We start from the raw sequence: 15,121 nt of genomic DNA on the forward strand, positions 1-15,121 counted from the left end.
CTATAAATCGGTGTGGCTTAGAACTTCCAGCCCAGGCCGATGCCAAACAGCACCGGGTCGACCTTGAAGGTGCCCAGCTTGGTGCCACCGGCGGCAACGTCGGTGCGGATGTAGACCTTCTTCAGGTCGAAGTTCAGCACCATGTTCTTGGCCACCGGAATGTCCACACCCACTTGCAGGGCGGGACCAAAGCTGTTGCGGTCCACCGTCACGCCTGCGGGCAGGTTCACCGAGCTCAGGCGGGTGTAGTTCAGGCCCGCGCCCACGTAGGGCGTGAAGTTGCCCTGGGGCGCGTGGTACTGCAGCGTCAGTGTGGGGGGCAGGTGCTTGAAGCTGCCGATGGCGGTGCCGCCTGCGCTCAGCGTTTGTTTTTGCGGCACGGTCAGCACCAGCTCGGCGGCGAAGTTGGGCGTGAAGAAGTAGCTGATGTCCAGCTCGGGCATCCACTTGTTGTTGATGGACAGCGAGAGCGGGGTGGTGTCGCCATTGGCGCTGTCCAGGTGCACGGCGCGGGCGCGAACCAGCCAGGGACCGGGGGCGCTGGACTGGGCCAGGGCGGCGGTGGACAGCAGGGCGCAGAGTGCGGCGGCGAATACGGTTTTTTGCATGGTCTTCTTTCAATCAGGTTGCGGGAACATCCCACCCCTTGATTACAGAAGACCGGGCCCTTGGGGACTTTGCGCCGCATCAAACCGTGTGTACACCGGGTTTGCGCCAGATCAAACGTCCACCAGGTTCACCCGGTTGAAGGACGCTTTATGGGCGAGCCGGACTGGTTGCCTGGCCCTGGAAGTCGGTCCAGCAGTGGCGCGTGAAGTCGTACAGCTTGCAGGCGCGTGCGGTGTCAAAGTACCAGCGCCATGAGAACGGCTGCACCACGATGCGCCCGGGCAGCAGCTCTTCCAGCTTGGCCTGTGCCACCTTGAGCTTGTACAGCGGGATGCTCATGTCCACGTGGTGGGCGGTGTGCTCCATGATGTGGTGCACCAGCGCGCCGATCTGCAGCGGGAAGGTCAGGTGCACCGTGGTGGACACAAACGGCTGGGCCCGCAGCCACACCGCGCGGTCGTCGTGCCACGACACCTTGACGTGCGTGTGGTGGCCGTAGATCACAAAGCCCATCATGTTGAACCAGAAGAACATCGGCACCGCAAAGCCCAGCAACAGCAGCAGTGCCACCGATTGGCCGGTGGCCAGCGCGGCGGCGGCCAGCGCGGCGATCCAGAGCAGGGCAAAGGCACTGACCAGAAGGCAATCCCAGGTGAAGACGGCACGGTGGGTGTTGCCCATTTGCGACTTCCCGGGAAACACCATCTTTTTCCACCAGATCTCCACCATGTAGTACAGGCCCGGCCCCCAGCCGCTGCGGTAGATGCGCTGCAGCACCCGGCCCACCGGCGACAGGGCCTGGTATTCCTGCTGCGTCAGCGGGGCCCAGACAAAATCCACGCCCTTGAGGTTGGTGAAGCCGTGGTGCACCACGTTGTGGCCTACATCCCACAGGCTATAGGCCGTGAGCGACGGCAAAAAGGCGATGCGGCCCAGCCATTTGTTCAGGCCGCGGTGCGGTGTCAGGCTTTGGTGGCAGCCGTCGTGGCCGATGACGAACAACCGCCCCACCACGAAACCTGCGGCCAGTCCGCACAGCAGCTTGGCCCACACAGATGCCAGCAACACGGTGCCGGTCAGCAGGGTGCCCAGCACGGCGTAGTCCAGTGCCAGCAGCCACAGGGCGCGCAGCGTGGTGCGCTGTGACAGGGGAATCAGCCAGGAACGGATCACCTTGCGGTGCGGCAGCGGTACGCCGGGTGCCAGGGGTACGGGTGGGAGGGTGGAAGTGTGGTTTTCAGTCGAAGATGACATGGCAAAACACGGTCAACGTGTATTTCAGGTGGGTGATTTGCCTAGCGAAGCCGGTGGCCGCGCATGGGTACGCAAATCAGCTGCCGCGATCCTATGCGCGCTGGGCGGCAGCCGTACTGACCCAGATCAAAGCATTTGCAGGGCGTGGCACCATGGTAACTTTGTACCAAGGCCCCGTGCCCGTGGCGCAACTAGGGTTTTCATGGTTGTTCTGTAACCTTTTAGTAACTACTTTCGTGTGAAAATGGAAACTAAATTACACCGGAGACTTTCGCATGCCCCGCCTCGCCACCAAAATTGTTGCCACCCTCGGCCCTGCTTCCAATTCGCCAGAAATTCTGGAACAGCTGATCCGAGCGGGTGTGAATGTGGTGCGGCTGAACTTCAGCCATGGCAAGGCGCAGGACCACATCGACCGCGCCATGATGGTGCGCGAAGCCGCTCGCCGTGCGGGCGTCGAAGTGGCCATCATGGCCGATCTGCAGGGCCCCAAGATCCGTGTGGCCAAGTTTGCCGAAGGCAAGGTCATGCTGGAGCCCGGCCAGAAATTTGTGCTGGATGCCGCCCGCACCGAACCCGGCGACATCTACGGCGTGGGCCTGGACTACAAAGAACTGCCGCGTGAAGTCAAGCCCGGCGACGTGTTGCTGCTCAACGACGGCCTGATCGTCATGACCGTCGAAGCCGTGCACGGCGAGGCGGTGCACACCATCGTCAAGCTCGGCGGCGAACTGTCCAACAACAAGGGCATCAACAAAAAGGGCGGTGGCCTGACCGCCCCGGCGCTGACCAGCAAAGACATGGACGACATCAAGACCGCCATGTCCTTCCAGGCCGACTACGTGGCCGTGAGCTTCCCCAAGAACGCCACCGACATGGAAATGGCCCGCCAGCTGTGCAACGTGGCTGCCGCCGAATTCCGCCACAAGCCCGGCATGATCGCCAAGATCGAGCGCGCCGAAGCCATTCCGCACCTGCAGTCCATTCTGGATGCCAGCGACGGCATCATGGTGGCGCGTGGTGACCTGGCGGTCGAAGTCGGCAATGCCGCCGTGCCCGCCCTGCAAAAACGCATGATCCGCATGGCCCGCGCCAGCGATAAGGTGGTCATCACCGCCACCCAGATGATGGAGAGCATGATCACCAACCCGGTGCCCACCCGCGCCGAGGTCAGCGACGTGGCTAATGCCGTGCTGGACGGTACCGACGCAGTGATGCTCAGCGCCGAAACCGCTGCCGGCAAGTTCCCCCTGGAAACCGTGCTGGAAATGGCCAATATCTGCCGCGAAGCCGAAAAGGCCGAGTTTGGCGAGCTGGAAGCCGACTTCAAGGGCAAGATCTTCAGCCGCATCGACCAGTCCATCGCCATGGGCGCGCTGTTCACCGCGCAGCACCTGGGTGCCAAGGCCATCGTGGCCATGACCGACAGCGGCTCCACCGCCTTGTGGATGAGCCGCCACAGCATCCACGTACCCATCTACGCCCTGACCCCGCGCCTGGCCACCCAGCGCAAGATGGCGCTGTACCGCAACGTGTTGCCTCTGTTGATGGACGCCAGCACCGACCGCGACACTGCGCTGGGACAGGCCGAGAGCCATCTCCTCAACCGCGGCATCGTGCAGCGCGGCGATGTGTACGCCATCACCTGCGGCGAGCCCATGGGTGCCCCCGGCGGCACCAATATGCTGAAGATCTGCCAGGTCAGCTGATGTTCCTGGAGGGCTGCCTAGCGCAGCCCTCGCTTCTTCCGGTGGCCCATGCAACGTGGGTCTTGCAGGCCCGCATGGCGGCCTGCACGGGCCGGTTTTCCTTGGATACGGGTGCCCAGGGCACGCGCCAACAAATAGTTACAAAGCTGTATCCGCCGGGTGGCGCGGCTTTTGCCTGCACGCCGTTGTTGGCACAACGCTAGAATTGGCAGAGTTACCAAGCGGTTACCAAAACGGCGGATACCACTCCGCGGCCTGGTTTTGGCCCGCTTTGCCCCCGTTTTTTTACTCTCTGGAACCACCACCATGGCACTCGTTTCTATGCGCGAACTGCTGGACCATGCCGCCGTCAACGGCTATGGCATCCCGGCCTTCAATGTCAACAACCTGGAGCAGGTCCAGGCTGTCATGCAAGCCGCCGACGAGGTGGGTGCACCCGTCATCCTGCAGGCCAGCGCCGGTGCGCGCAAGTACGCGGGCGAGCCCTTCATCAAACATTTGATCCAGGCCGCGATCGAGACCTGGCCCCACATCCCGCTGGTCATGCACCAGGACCACGGCCAAAGCCCCGAAGTCTGCCAGGGCGCGATCAACCTGGGCTTTAGCTCGGTGATGATGGACGGCTCCCTGCAGTCCGACGGCAAAACCATCGCCAGCTTTGACTACAACGTTGAAGTCACCCGCAAAGTGGTCGAGCTGGCGCACCGCGTCGGTGTGACGGTGGAGGGCGAACTCGGCTGCCTGGGCTCGCTGGAAACCATGCAGGGCGACAAAGAAGACGGCCACGGCACCGACGACGTGATGACCATGGCGCAGATGCTGACCGACCCCGAGCAGGCCGCCGAATTCGTGCAGCGCACCCAGATCGATGCGCTGGCCATCGCCATCGGCACCAGCCATGGCGCCTATAAGTTCACCCGCAAGCCCACCAGCGACATCCTGGCCATCCAGCGCATCAAGGAAATCCACCTGCGCATCCCCAGCACCCACCTGGTGCTGCACGGTAGCTCCAGCGTGCCGCAAGAGCTGCTGGCCATCATCCGCGAGCACGGCGGCGACATGAAGGAAACCTACGGCGTGCCGATCGAAGAGATCCAGGAAGCCATCAAGCACGGCGTGCGCAAGATCAACATCGACACCGATGTGCGTCTGGCCATGACCGGCGCGATCCGCAAGTTCTTCATCGAAAACCCCGAAAAGTTCGACCCCCGCGACTACCTCAAGCCCGCCCGTGAAGCCGCCAAAAAGCTGTGCAAACAGCGCTTTTTGGAGTTCGGTTGCGAAGGCCAGGCGGCCGGCGTCAAGGGCCACACCTTACAGGTGGTGGCGGGCCACTACGCCGACGGCCTGCTGGCCCAGGTCATCCACTAATTCGAAGGATTGGTAAGGTTCAGCCGAAACTCTCGGCCAGAACGGATGCCCGCCAGAAACACCGCAGAACTGGCTTTGCCAGGCTGCTGGTGTGGCCCCCTGCAAGGGGGTTGGATGCCACATGCGTACTCGGCTTTGCAAGCCGATTCCGGGGCAGTGGGCAAGCCTGGGGGTGTGCCTATCTTGGCCTGATCAGGCCGCAGCCGACCAGCCCGGCGGCGTTCAGCCGGTCGGCCATCAGCAGGGCCCCAGACAGGGCGGCAAACAGCGTCTCGCTCGACAAAATGGTGGCCGCGTGGCTGGCGTTGGCATGGCGCTGGCCCCGCACCTACTGCGTGTAGCCCAGGCCCGCAGCGGGGTGACCGGCAGGTACAGCGCGGTCAGCACCCCGGCGTTGGTCACGTGGGTCTGGCCAATGCCGATCTGCTGCATCACCACGCCCGCAAAAATCAGAAATCCCAACCCGGCCACCGGCAGCAGATGGCCTGCCAAGCGGGAGGGTGTGCAGGGTGGGTCTTGCCAGAGTGTGCAGATTGTCACGTATCCAATTTGACTTTTAGATGGTAGACAATGTGCGGTCAACCTGTGGGTTGTACCCGGCGTTGCGGGTGGCTGCAGCGTATTTTTTTCTCCACTTACCAAGGAAACACCATGGGCTTACTCGACTCGGTACTCGGCGCAGTTTTGAACAATGGCCAACAGCAGGCGCAACCCCAGGGTGGCCTGGGCGGTGGTTTGGGCGGCATCATCGGCATGCTGGCCAGCAACCCCCAGCTCATTCAGGTGGTGACGGGCATGCTGAGCAACAACGGCGAGCACGGTGGCCTGGGCGGCCTGGCGGCCAAGTTTGGCCAGGCCGGCATGGGCGATGTGCTGAATTCGTGGATTGGTGGCGGCCAGAACCAGCCCATCTCGGGCGACCAACTCGGCAATGTGCTGGGTTCGGACGCGCTGGCGGGTATTGCCGCCCAACTGGGCCTGGAGCCCGGTGAAGCTGCGGGCCAGCTGGCCCAGGTGCTGCCGGGTCTGGTAGACCACCTGACCCCGCAAGGCCAGGCCCCCCAAGGCGGCCTGGGCGACAGCGGCGACCTGTTCGGCATGCTGGGCGGTTTGCTGCAAAAATAGTAGCTAGTTACGCTTATTCCATAAGCGTAAAAGCCACTTTTCAGGAATGAAAAGTGGCTTTTTTACTTTCAAGCCGCGTCGGCCTGCAGCGGAAAACTGGCAATCACCTGCGCCACCGCGGCGGTGAGCTTCTTGGCGTAGGGCACGTGCAAAAACTCGTTCGGGCCGTGGGCGTTGCTCTTGGGGCCGAGCACACCGCACACCATCATCTGCGCCTTCGGGAAGCCCTGCGACAGCATGTTCATCAGTGGAATGGTGCCGCCCTGGCCGATGTAGCCGCAGGGCGCGCCAAATTGCGCCTGTGATGCGGCGTGCAGCGCGGTTTCGAACCACGGCGCAGTGCTCGGGGCGTTCCAGCCGGTGGCGGCACCGTCGGGCTGGAAGGTCACGCGGGCCTGGTAGGGGGCGTTGTCTTCCAGCAGGGTCTTGAGTTCTTGCACCGCCAGGGCTGCATCTACCAGCGGCGGCAAGCGCAGCGACAGTTTGAAGGCGGTGTAGGGGCGCAGCACGGCCCCGGCGTTTTTCAGCTCCGGCAGGCCCTCGGCCCCGGTGACGCTGAGCGTGGGGGCCCAGGTGCGGTTCAGCAGCGCCTGCACCGGCTCGGTGGTGGTGGGCAGGCACAGGGTGCTGGCACCGCCGCAGTCGTAATGTGCCCACGGGAAGCGCTTGTAGATTTCATCACCCAGAATGGCCGCCGTGGCCCGGGCCTGCAGCAGGCGGTCGGCCGGCACTTCGCAGTGGAAGCTGGCGGGCAGCAGGCGGCCGGTGGCGCTGTCTTCCAGCCGGTCCAGCACCTGGCGCATGATGCGAAAGCTCGACGGCACCAGGCCGCTGGCGTCGCCCGAGTGCACGCCCTCGGTCAGCACCTCCACCTTCAACACGCCATTGGCCAGGCCGCGCAGGCTGTTGGTCAGCCACAGCTGGTCGTAGTTGCCCGCGCCGGAATCCATGCAGACCACCAGCGCCACTTCGCCGAGTTGTGCGCGCATGGCATCCACGTACGGCAGCAGGTCGTAGGAGCCGCTTTCTTCGCAGGTTTCGATCAGTCCGACGATGCGCGGGTGCGGCAGGTTCTGCGCCTTGAGGGCCTGCACGGCGGTGATGCTGGCGTAGACGGCATAGCCGTCGTCGGCACCGCCCCGACCATAGAGCTTGCCGTCCTCGTACTTGGGGGTCCAGGGGCCGAGGTCGTTGCGCCAGCCGGTGAATTCGGGCTGTTTGTCCAGGTGGCCGTACATCAGCACGGTGTCGGTGCAGGCGGTCTGGCTGGCGGGCACCTCAAAGTACAGCACCGGGGTGCGGCCCTCCAGGCGGATCACTTCCAGCGTCAAGCCTTCGACCTTTTGCGCCTCGACCCAGGCCGCCGCGTTGCGCATGACCGTGTCGATGTAGCCGTGTTCAGACCAGGCCACGTCGTAGGCGGGCGATTTGGCGGGGATGGCGATGTATTCGCTGAGCTGGCGGACGATGTCACCGTCCCAGGCGGCCGTGGCGTGGGCCAGCACCTGGGCGGGGTTCAAAACAGAGGCGGGGACACGGGCGTTCATGGGGGCTTCCTGCAATGCAAAGCCCACAGCTTACGCCGATCGGAACACTTCCACCGCCTCCACCAGTCTTTGGGCCTGGTCGCGCAGGCTCTCGGCGGCAGCCGCCGATTGCTCCACCAAAGCGGCGTTTTGCTGGGTCATCTGGTCCAGCTGGGTGATGGCCTGGTTGACCTCGGAGATGCCGTCCGACTGCTCGCTGGACGCGGACGTGATCTCGCCGATGATGTCGCTCACCCGTTTCACCGACTGGACGATCTCGGCCATGGTGCTGCCCGCGTGGTGCACCAGCCGCGAGCCGGAATCCACTTTCTCGACCGATGCGCTGATCAGTGCCTTGATTTCCTTGGCGGCATCGGCGCTGCGCCCGGCCAGGGACCGCACCTCGCTGGCCACCACGGCAAAACCCCGCCCCTGCTCGCCCGCGCGGGCGGCTTCGACGGCGGCGTTCAGCGCCAGGATGTTGGTCTGGAAGGCGATGCCGTCGATCACGCCGATGATGTCGGCGATTTTTTTGGAGCTTTGGTTGATGTCGTCCATGGTGGCCACCACCTCGCCCACCACCGCACCCCCCCGTGCCGCGACGGCGGCGGCAGAGGCGGCCAGCCCGTTGGCCTGGTGGGCGGCATCGGCCGACTGTTTGACGGTACTGGTCAGGGCTTCCATGCTGCTGGACGTGCGCTGCAAGTTGCTGGCGGTCTGCTCGGTGCGCACGCTCAGGTCCTGGTTGCCGGTGGCGATTTCGCTGCAGGCGCTTTCAATGCCTGCAGTGGCACCGCGTACCGTGGACACCGCCCCGTCCATGCGTGCCAGCGCGGCTTGCAGGGACTGCGCCACCGGGCTGCGCAAGGCAAAGTGGCCCGCGCCCAGCGCGATGCCGTCGGCCCGGTCTACGCTGCCCACCAGCGCCACCAGTTCTTCGGCCTGGCGGGCGGTGCGGCCCATGCCCACGGCCAGCACCACCTCCAGCGCGGTCTGTATCACCACATAGGTGGCATGCAGCAGGATGCGCAAGAAGTCGGGGGCCGTGGTGCAGTAAAAGCCCAGGCCTGCCGCCTGCAGCCGGTCAAACACCACGTGGTGCACCGCAAACAGCGCCGCCCCAAAGACGATGGGTTTCCAGTCCAGGTACACCAGCAGCAGTGCCAGCGTGACGAACACGCCAAAGTGCAGCTCGATCATGCCGCGCGCCAGCTGGATGTGCAGGGCCACCAGTGATACCTGCACAAAGGCCAGCACCAGCCGCGAGGCCATGGTGCCCTTGGCGGTGGCATACGCCAACCCCGCCACCACCAGCAACAGCAGCGATGCCCCCATCGCCAGACCCGCATCGACAAACTGGAAGCCCAAAACAACAGCGGCGATGGCACTGAGTACGATCGCCGCCAACATGACCCTGTCGCCCAGCAGGGCCTGGGAAAGGTGTTGGGGGACCAGCGGGTGGTTTTGCGAGCGAATATCGGCCATGGGGCTCACCTTTATTGTTGTGATTTTGTAACGATACTCCCGCCTATTGCCATTAAGTGTAACTTTATGTATTAAAAATGCTGGGTTTACCCGCGCCCCAAGGCCGCTTGGATGCGCCAGTACAGGTTCTAACATCGGCTCTTTTCCCCAACGGTGTGCTCCATGCTTAAAAACCTTTCCCCTCTGCTCAGCGCCGACCTGCTGCACGTGCTGGCCTCCATGGGCCATGGCGACGAAATTGCGCTGGTGGATGCCAACTTTCCGGCCACCACCAATGCGCGCCGCCTGGTGAGCCTGCCGGGCGTGGATGCCACCCGCGTGCTGGATGCCGTGCTGTCGGTGCTGCCACTGGACGACTTTGTGCCCGACGCCGCCTGCACCATGCAGGTGGTGGGCGATGCCAGCGCGGTGCCGCCTGCGGTGCAGGATTTCGCCGCCACCCTGGCGCGCCACGGTGAAAAGCCCCCTGCCTCGCTGGAGCGCTTTGCCTTCTACGCCCGCGCCGCCCAGGCCTTTGCCGTGGTGGCGACGGGTGAGACCCGGCTGTACGGCAATATCCTGCTGAAAAAGGGCGTGGTGCGGTCTTGAAGGACTTGCTGCTTTTTTTGTAGCTGCTTACGCCCATTCCATCAGCGCCGGGGGGCGATTTCCTCCATAAGTTTGTGCGTGCACGATGCGGGCCAGTTTTTCCACCGCCGCATCCATGTGCTCGGCGGGCACCTGGGCATAGCCCAGCATCAGGCCATTCCATACCGGGCCGCCCGTGCCCACGGCATGGCTGCTCAAAGCGTGGGCCACGATGCCGTGCTGCAGGGCCTGGGCGCTGACCCGCACGTCGGAAACAGCGGCATCCAGCCGCAGTGCCAGGTGCATGCCTGCCGAGCCGCCCACCACCGCCACGTCCGGGCCAAAGTGCCGCAGCAGTGCGCTGCGCAGGGCATCGCGCCGTTGCCGGTACAGGCGGCGCATGCGGCGCAGGTGGGTGGCGAACTGGCCGCTGCGCAAAAACGCGGCCAGGGCCAGCTGGTCGGCGGCGCGGCCCTGGGGCACGGACGATGCCAGCAACCGCTCCAGCGGGGCCGCCAGGGGCTGCGGCACCACCATGAAGCCGATGCGCAGCGCCGGGAACAGGGTTTTGCTGAATGTGCCCAGGTACAGCACCGGAGCAAAGGGCAGCAGGCCCTGCATGGCGGCCAGGGGCGGGCCGTCATGGCGAAATTCGCTGTCGTAGTCGTCCTCGACCACCAGCGCGCCGCAGGCCTGGGCCTGGGCCAGCAGCGCCAGCCGCCGTGGCAGGCTGAGCACGCTGCCCAAGGGGTACTGGTGCGACGGCGTCGTGTAAATCAGCTTGGGCGGGTGCTGTTGCCAGTCGGCGGCGCCGGGGGCCAGGCCGTCGGCATCTACCGGGATGCCGTGCACCTGCAGCTCGGCGGCCTGGAAGGCGGTGAGCGCGCCGCGGTAGCCGGGGTTCTCCAGCCACACCGTGTCGCCCGCGTCGGCAAAGGCGTGGGCGCACAGGTTCAGGCTGCTTTGGGTGCCGTCGGTGATGAATACCTGGCGCGCGTCGCACACCACGCCGCGGGAGGCGCGCAGGTGCGCGGCAATGGCTTCGCGCAGCAGCGGCTGGCCTGCCGGTGCGCCGTAGTTGAGCTGCACCGTGGACAGGTTGCGCCAGGCATGGTCGACCTGCCTGCGCCAGGCCGCCAGCGGGAAGTCGGCCAGCGCGGGCACACCGGGCACGAAGGCGCCCATCCAGTGCGCCTCGGGTAGGGGTTCCAGCCGGGGCGGGGCGGGCTGGGCGCGCCGCGACAGCACGGGCGACGGGCCCGCAGGCAGGGCCCGCGCCGGGGTCGGCCGGGGCACCAGGTCGGCCACCCGGGTGCCGCGCCGGTCGGGCTGCACATAGCCTTCGGTGGCGAGCTGGGCGTAGGCATAGAGCACGGTGTTGCGCGCCACGCCCAGGTCGGCCGCCAGCTGCCGCGTGGCCAGCAGCCGTATGCCCGGGGCCAGGGTGCCGCTGCGGATGGCCGAGCGCAGGCAGGCATGCAGCTGCTGCTGGCGCGGGCCGCCTGGGTGGGCCTGGGTGTACTGGGCCAACAGCAGCGCGTAGTCCATAGGGGTGGGTTCTGGGTGGTTCTAAAAAATGCCTAGTTTATGGCTCTAACGGTAGGGCCAGGCAAACCTATAGTGCGCACACTTTCCACTGCTTCCGGATATTTGCCATGACCGCCTCCGCGCCCCCCACCGCCCGCACCCGCATCCGCCGCATCGCCGAAAACGCCGACTACCAGCGCAGCACGCTGCACGCCATCCTCGACGCGGCCTACGTGTGCCACGTGGCTTTTGCCGACGACAAGGGCACGCACAACATCCCCACCGCCTGCTGGCGCACGGGCGAGCACCTGTACCTCCACGGCTCCAACGGCGGGCGTTTGCTCAAGCTGCTGGCGGGCGGCACCCAGGCCTGCGTGGCCATCACCCATGTGGACGGGCTGGTGCTGGCGCGTTCGGCCTTCAACCATTCGATGAACTACCGCTCGGCGGTCATTTACGGCCAGTTCGAGCGGGTGGTGGCCGATGCCGACAAGCGCGCCGCGATGGACGCGTTCATGGACAAGGTCGCGCCGGGCCGCAACGCCGAGATCCGCCGGGGCAGCGACAAGGAGTTCGCCGCCACCACCGTGATGCGCATCGCGCTGGACGAGGCCGTGTGCAAGCTGCGCACCGGCCCGCCTGTGGACGACGCAGAGGACATGGGCATTCCGGTATGGACCGGCGTGCTGCCGCTGGTACAGACCCGTGCCGCGCCTGTGGTGGACGCACCGGGGCCGGGAACCGTGCCCGGCTATGTGCAGCAGTGGCAGGGGGTTGCTATTGTTTAAATAGCTGCTTACGCTCATCCAATAAGCGCCAGGCACCGATTTTGTATAAAAAAAGGGCGAACCCATGGGTTCGCCCTTTTCAGCGTGGCATCAGCCTTGCCGCGGTGCCACGGCGTAGTGGTCCAGCTGCATGGTGTAGCTGGCCCGGCCCGCGGTCAGGGCGCGCAGGCTGCCGATGTAGCCAAACAGCGTTTGCAGCGGCACCATGGCCTGCACCACGGCGGCGTTGCCACGCTGGTCCTGGTGGCGCACCTGGCCGCGGCGGCGGTTCAGGTCGCCGATCACGTCGCCCACATGGTCCATGGGCGTGGTCACTTCCACCGCCATCACCGGCTCCAGCAGCGTCGGCCCGGCTTCGCGCTGGGCCTGCATGAAGGCCTGCAGGCCCGCCACCTCGAAGGCCAGGGTGGACGAGTCCTTCTCGTGGAAGCTGCCGTCTTCCAGCACCACCCGCACATCGGTCACCGGGTGGCCCGCCAGCACACCCGCCAGGGCGGCACGGCGCACGCCTTGCTCCACGCTGGGGATAAATTCCTTCGGAATCGCCCCGCCGGTGATGGCGCTCTCAAACTGCAGGCCCGCACCGCGCTCCAGGGGCTCCACGCGCAGCGCCACCTCGGCGTACTGGCCGGGGCCGCCGCTTTGCTTTTTGTGCAGATAGCGCACGTGGGCCGCATGGGCGATGGTTTCGCGCAGGGCCACTTGCGGTGGGCCGGTGCGCACGGTCACGCCGAAGCGGCTGCGCAGCTTTTCCAGCGTCACTTCCAGCTGCAGTTCGCCCACGCCAGACAGCAGGGTCTGGCCGGTGTCGCCGTCCTGGCCCAGGCGCAGGCTGGGGTCTTCGTCCACCAGGGTGTGCAGGCCGCGCGAGAAGCTGTCCTGGTCGTCGCGCGAATGCGGCTCCACCGCCATCGACAGCACCGGCTCGGGCGCGTGGATTTCCTCCAGCACCACGGGCTGGGCCGGGTCGCTCAGGGTGTGGCCGGTCTTGCTGTTTTTCAGACCGGCCACGGCCACGATGTCGCCCGCCTGGGCCAGCGCCAGTTCTTCGCGGCGGTCGGCGTGCATTTGCACCACCCGCGACAGCCGCTCGCGCTGGCCGGTGTGGGTGTTCAGCACCGGGGTGCCCGCATGGGCTTCGCCGCGGTAGACGCGCAGGTAGCTCAGCGTGCCGTGCTCGTCGTGCACCACCTTGAAGACCAGTGCGGCAAAGCCGTCACCGGGCGGCAGCGCCAGCGGGCGGTCTTCGGGGGCGGGCAGGTAGTCCACCACCGCGTCGAGCAGGGGCTCGATGCCCTTGTTCTTCAGCGCGGCCCCGGCCAGCACGGGCACAAAGGCCCCTGCCAGCGTGCCCTTGCGGATGCAGGCGCGCAGCACGTCTTCCGGCACGGTTTGGCCGTCCAGGTAGGCGGTGAGGGCTGCGTCGTCCTGCTCCACGGCCAGCTCCACCAGGCTGCGGCGGGCGGCTTCGGCGGCGGCTAGCAGCTCGGCGGGCACGGCGGCGCGCGTCAGCGTAGGCTGGCCCCGGTCGTTGGGCGGCCAGTACAGGGCCTGCATGCTGAGCAGATCGACCACGCCTGCAAACCCGGCCTCCTGGCCGATGGGCAGCTGCAGCACCAGCGGGGTGACGGCCAGGCGCTCGGCGATCATGGCCACCACGCGGGCAAAGTCGGCCCCGGTGCGGTCCAGCTTGTTGACCAGCGCAATGCGCGGCACGCCGTAACCGTCGGCCAGGCGCCAGTTGGTCTCGGTCTGCGGCTCGACCCCGGCCACGCCGTCAAACACCACCACCGCGCCGTCCAGCACGCGCAGCGAGCGGCTCACCTCGATGTTGAAATCGATGTGGCCGGGCGTGTCGATCAGGTTGATCTGGTGGCCGCGCCAGGCCACGGTGGTGGCGGCGCTGTTGATGGTGATGCCGCGCGCCCGCTCCTGCGGGTCGTAGTCCATGGTGGCATTGCCGTCGTGCACTTCACCGGTGCGGTGGATTTCGCCGGTGGTGAACAAAATGCGTTCACTCACCGTGGTTTTGCCCGCGTCGACGTGGGCGATGATGCCAATATTGCGAAGTTTTCTCGTAGTCATACGATGTTCCTTAAAGACAAAAACCCTGGCCCGCATGCTGCTGACCAGGGTTTCAAAAGGCCTCACATCCGAGTGAGGCCCTTAAAAATTCCCGCAGCTAGGGAGTTATGTCTTGCGCCATGGATGCCGCACCAATGGACGAGCGCAAGCCCACCATCCACTGGTGCGGATGAATCGTGGCGATCAGCTTGTCATAGGTACGCATAAGAACTTTCAGGCTCCAGAAAACAAAAAACCCCGGTCAAACATCTTTGCCGGGGTGGGGGAGTTCGTTCCGGCAAGGCACAGCGCCTTCCGAATAATCGGAAGGTGTCTAAAGGATCAATGCTTTGTTTATCGATGTCATGGTGTCGATTATAAAAACTAAACTCTGCACTGTCCAGTGGCTGCCATTCACGGCGCAATTTTTTCCAGGCAATAGCCCAGCCCGCGCACGGTGGCGATGCGGATCGGGCCTTTTTCGATTTTCTTGCGCAGGCGGTAGATGTAGACCTCGATGGCGTTGACGCTGACCTCTTCGCCCCATTCGCACAGGCGCTCGATCAGCTGCTCCTTGCTCACCAGCCGCCCCACGCGCTGCAGCAGCACCTCCAGCAGGCCCAGTTCGCGGGCCGACAGCTCCAGTGTCTTGCCGTCGATGCTGGCCATGCGCCCGGCGTGGTCGTACAGCAGCGGGCCGTGCTGGATGCTGCTGCTGGCCCCGCCCGCGCCGCGCCGCGCCAGGGCGCGCACCCGGGCCTCCAGCTCCTGCAGGGAGAATGGCTTGGCCATGTAGTCGTCGGCCCCAAAGTCCAGGCCCTTGACGCGCTCTTCCACGCTGTCGGCTGCCGTCAAGATCAGCACCGGCAGCGACGAGCCGCGGGCGCGCAGGCGCTTTAAGACCTCCAGGCCGTGCATCTTCGGCAGGCCCAGGTCGAGGATCAGCAGGTCGAATTCGCGGTTGGTCAATAGCGCCGCATCGGCCTCGGTGCCGCTGGCCACGTGGTCCACCGCCGCCCCCGAGGCGCGCAGGCCGCGCAGCAGGCCATCGGCTAGTACCTGGTCGTCTTCTGCAATGAGGATGCGCATGCGTGTC

13 protein-coding genes are annotated in these 15,121 nt (G+C 65.5%); 5 read left to right on the forward strand and 8 right to left on the reverse strand.

The window, feature by feature from the left end:
- Nucleotides 1-17: 17 nt before the first annotated feature.
- A complete protein-coding gene (locus AB3G31_RS01535) occupies nucleotides 18-608 on the reverse strand; it encodes an OmpW family protein (RefSeq protein ID WP_367848478.1) in 591 nt (196 codons plus the stop codon).
- A 148-nt stretch (nucleotides 609-756) separates the two neighbouring features.
- On the reverse strand, nucleotides 757-1,863 hold the full coding sequence (locus AB3G31_RS01540) for a fatty acid desaturase (RefSeq protein WP_367848479.1): 1,107 nt from the start codon (nucleotides 1,861-1,863) through the stop codon (nucleotides 757-759).
- A gap of 275 nt (nucleotides 1,864-2,138) precedes the next feature.
- Here AB3G31_RS01540 and pyk point away from each other — a divergent pair, with 275 nt between their 5' ends.
- Together pyk and fba are read left to right on the forward strand one after the other, a co-directional pair.
- Nucleotides 2,139-3,572 carry a pyruvate kinase gene (pyk, locus tag AB3G31_RS01545; RefSeq protein ID WP_367848480.1) on the forward strand — a complete coding sequence of 478 codons (1,434 nt, stop codon included), beginning with the start codon at nucleotides 2,139-2,141 and terminating at the stop codon, nucleotides 3,570-3,572.
- 306 nt (nucleotides 3,573-3,878) lie between these two features.
- Entirely contained in the window at nucleotides 3,879-4,943 is a 1,065-nt protein-coding gene (gene fba, locus AB3G31_RS01550) for a class II fructose-bisphosphate aldolase (RefSeq protein WP_367848481.1), read from the forward strand.
- A gap of 178 nt (nucleotides 4,944-5,121) precedes the next feature.
- Here fba and AB3G31_RS01555 read toward each other — a convergent pair whose 3' ends face one another.
- Nucleotides 5,122-5,271: a hypothetical protein gene (locus AB3G31_RS01555; RefSeq protein ID WP_367848482.1), complete on the reverse strand. Its 150-nt coding sequence runs from the start codon at nucleotides 5,269-5,271 to the stop codon at nucleotides 5,122-5,124.
- A gap of 323 nt (nucleotides 5,272-5,594) precedes the next feature.
- On the opposite strand from AB3G31_RS01555, the gene AB3G31_RS01560 reads away from it, so the two are divergent.
- On the forward strand, nucleotides 5,595-6,068 hold the full coding sequence (locus tag AB3G31_RS01560; protein WP_367848483.1) for a YidB family protein: 474 nt from the start codon (nucleotides 5,595-5,597) through the stop codon (nucleotides 6,066-6,068).
- 68 nt (nucleotides 6,069-6,136) lie between these two features.
- Here the strand turns inward: AB3G31_RS01560 and AB3G31_RS01565 are convergent, their stop codons facing one another.
- Nucleotides 6,137-7,615, reverse strand: coding sequence for a M20 family metallopeptidase (locus AB3G31_RS01565; protein WP_367848484.1), 1,479 nt, complete (start codon nucleotides 7,613-7,615; stop codon nucleotides 6,137-6,139).
- 30 nt (nucleotides 7,616-7,645) lie between these two features.
- On the reverse strand, nucleotides 7,646-9,079 hold the full coding sequence (locus AB3G31_RS01570; protein WP_367848485.1) for a methyl-accepting chemotaxis protein: 1,434 nt from the start codon (nucleotides 9,077-9,079) through the stop codon (nucleotides 7,646-7,648).
- A 162-nt stretch (nucleotides 9,080-9,241) separates the two neighbouring features.
- On the opposite strand from AB3G31_RS01570, the gene AB3G31_RS01575 reads away from it, so the two are divergent.
- A complete protein-coding gene (locus AB3G31_RS01575; protein WP_367848486.1) occupies nucleotides 9,242-9,667 on the forward strand; it encodes an RbsD/FucU family protein in 426 nt (141 codons plus the stop codon).
- A 27-nt stretch (nucleotides 9,668-9,694) separates the two neighbouring features.
- On the opposite strand, the gene AB3G31_RS01580 is transcribed toward AB3G31_RS01575, so the two are convergent.
- Nucleotides 9,695-11,194 (reverse strand): PLP-dependent aminotransferase family protein, encoded by a 1,500-nt coding sequence (locus tag AB3G31_RS01580; RefSeq protein ID WP_367848487.1) that lies wholly within the window; start codon nucleotides 11,192-11,194, stop codon nucleotides 9,695-9,697.
- Between the two features lie 107 nt (nucleotides 11,195-11,301).
- On the opposite strand from AB3G31_RS01580, the gene AB3G31_RS01585 reads away from it, so the two are divergent.
- Nucleotides 11,302-11,961 (forward strand): pyridoxamine 5'-phosphate oxidase family protein, encoded by a 660-nt coding sequence (locus tag AB3G31_RS01585; RefSeq protein WP_367848488.1) that lies wholly within the window; start codon nucleotides 11,302-11,304, stop codon nucleotides 11,959-11,961.
- A gap of 90 nt (nucleotides 11,962-12,051) precedes the next feature.
- Here the strand turns inward: AB3G31_RS01585 and fusA are convergent, their stop codons facing one another.
- Together fusA and AB3G31_RS01595 are read right to left on the reverse strand one after the other, a co-directional pair.
- The gene (fusA, locus tag AB3G31_RS01590; RefSeq protein ID WP_367848489.1) at nucleotides 12,052-14,046 is read right to left on the reverse strand and encodes an elongation factor G; all 1,995 of its coding nucleotides are present in this window, start codon (nucleotides 14,044-14,046) and stop codon (nucleotides 12,052-12,054) included.
- A gap of 393 nt (nucleotides 14,047-14,439) precedes the next feature.
- Entirely contained in the window at nucleotides 14,440-15,114 is a 675-nt protein-coding gene (locus AB3G31_RS01595) for a response regulator transcription factor (protein WP_315188151.1), read from the reverse strand.
- Between the last annotated feature and the right edge of the window lie 7 nt (nucleotides 15,115-15,121).

The organism is Rhodoferax sp. WC2427 (assembly GCF_040822085.1).
Taxonomy (GTDB): Bacteria; Pseudomonadota; Gammaproteobacteria; order Burkholderiales; family Burkholderiaceae_C; genus Rhodoferax_B.

What these genes read in the sequence shown, in the direction of transcription:
- AB3G31_RS01535 (WP_367848478.1), bottom strand. Translation starts at nt 608, where the DNA reads ATGCAAAAAACCGTATTCGCCGCCGCACTCTGCGCCCTGCTGTCCACC.
- AB3G31_RS01540 (WP_367848479.1), bottom strand. Translation starts at nt 1,863, where the DNA reads ATGTCATCTTCGACTGAAAACCACACTTCCACCCTCCCACCCGTACCC.
- pyk (WP_367848480.1), top strand. Translation starts at nt 2,139, where the DNA reads ATGCCCCGCCTCGCCACCAAAATTGTTGCCACCCTCGGCCCTGCTTCC.
- fba (WP_367848481.1), top strand. Translation starts at nt 3,879, where the DNA reads ATGGCACTCGTTTCTATGCGCGAACTGCTGGACCATGCCGCCGTCAAC.
- AB3G31_RS01560 (WP_367848483.1), top strand. Translation starts at nt 5,595, where the DNA reads ATGGGCTTACTCGACTCGGTACTCGGCGCAGTTTTGAACAATGGCCAA.
- AB3G31_RS01565 (WP_367848484.1), bottom strand. Translation starts at nt 7,615, where the DNA reads ATGAACGCCCGTGTCCCCGCCTCTGTTTTGAACCCCGCCCAGGTGCTG.
- AB3G31_RS01570 (WP_367848485.1), bottom strand. Translation starts at nt 9,079, where the DNA reads ATGGCCGATATTCGCTCGCAAAACCACCCGCTGGTCCCCCAACACCTT.
- AB3G31_RS01575 (WP_367848486.1), top strand. Translation starts at nt 9,242, where the DNA reads ATGCTTAAAAACCTTTCCCCTCTGCTCAGCGCCGACCTGCTGCACGTG.
- AB3G31_RS01580 (WP_367848487.1), bottom strand. Translation starts at nt 11,194, where the DNA reads ATGGACTACGCGCTGCTGTTGGCCCAGTACACCCAGGCCCACCCAGGC.
- AB3G31_RS01585 (WP_367848488.1), top strand. Translation starts at nt 11,302, where the DNA reads ATGACCGCCTCCGCGCCCCCCACCGCCCGCACCCGCATCCGCCGCATC.
- fusA (WP_367848489.1), bottom strand. Translation starts at nt 14,046, where the DNA reads ATGACTACGAGAAAACTTCGCAATATTGGCATCATCGCCCACGTCGAC.
- AB3G31_RS01595 (WP_315188151.1), bottom strand. Translation starts at nt 15,114, where the DNA reads ATGCGCATCCTCATTGCAGAAGACGACCAGGTACTAGCCGATGGCCTG.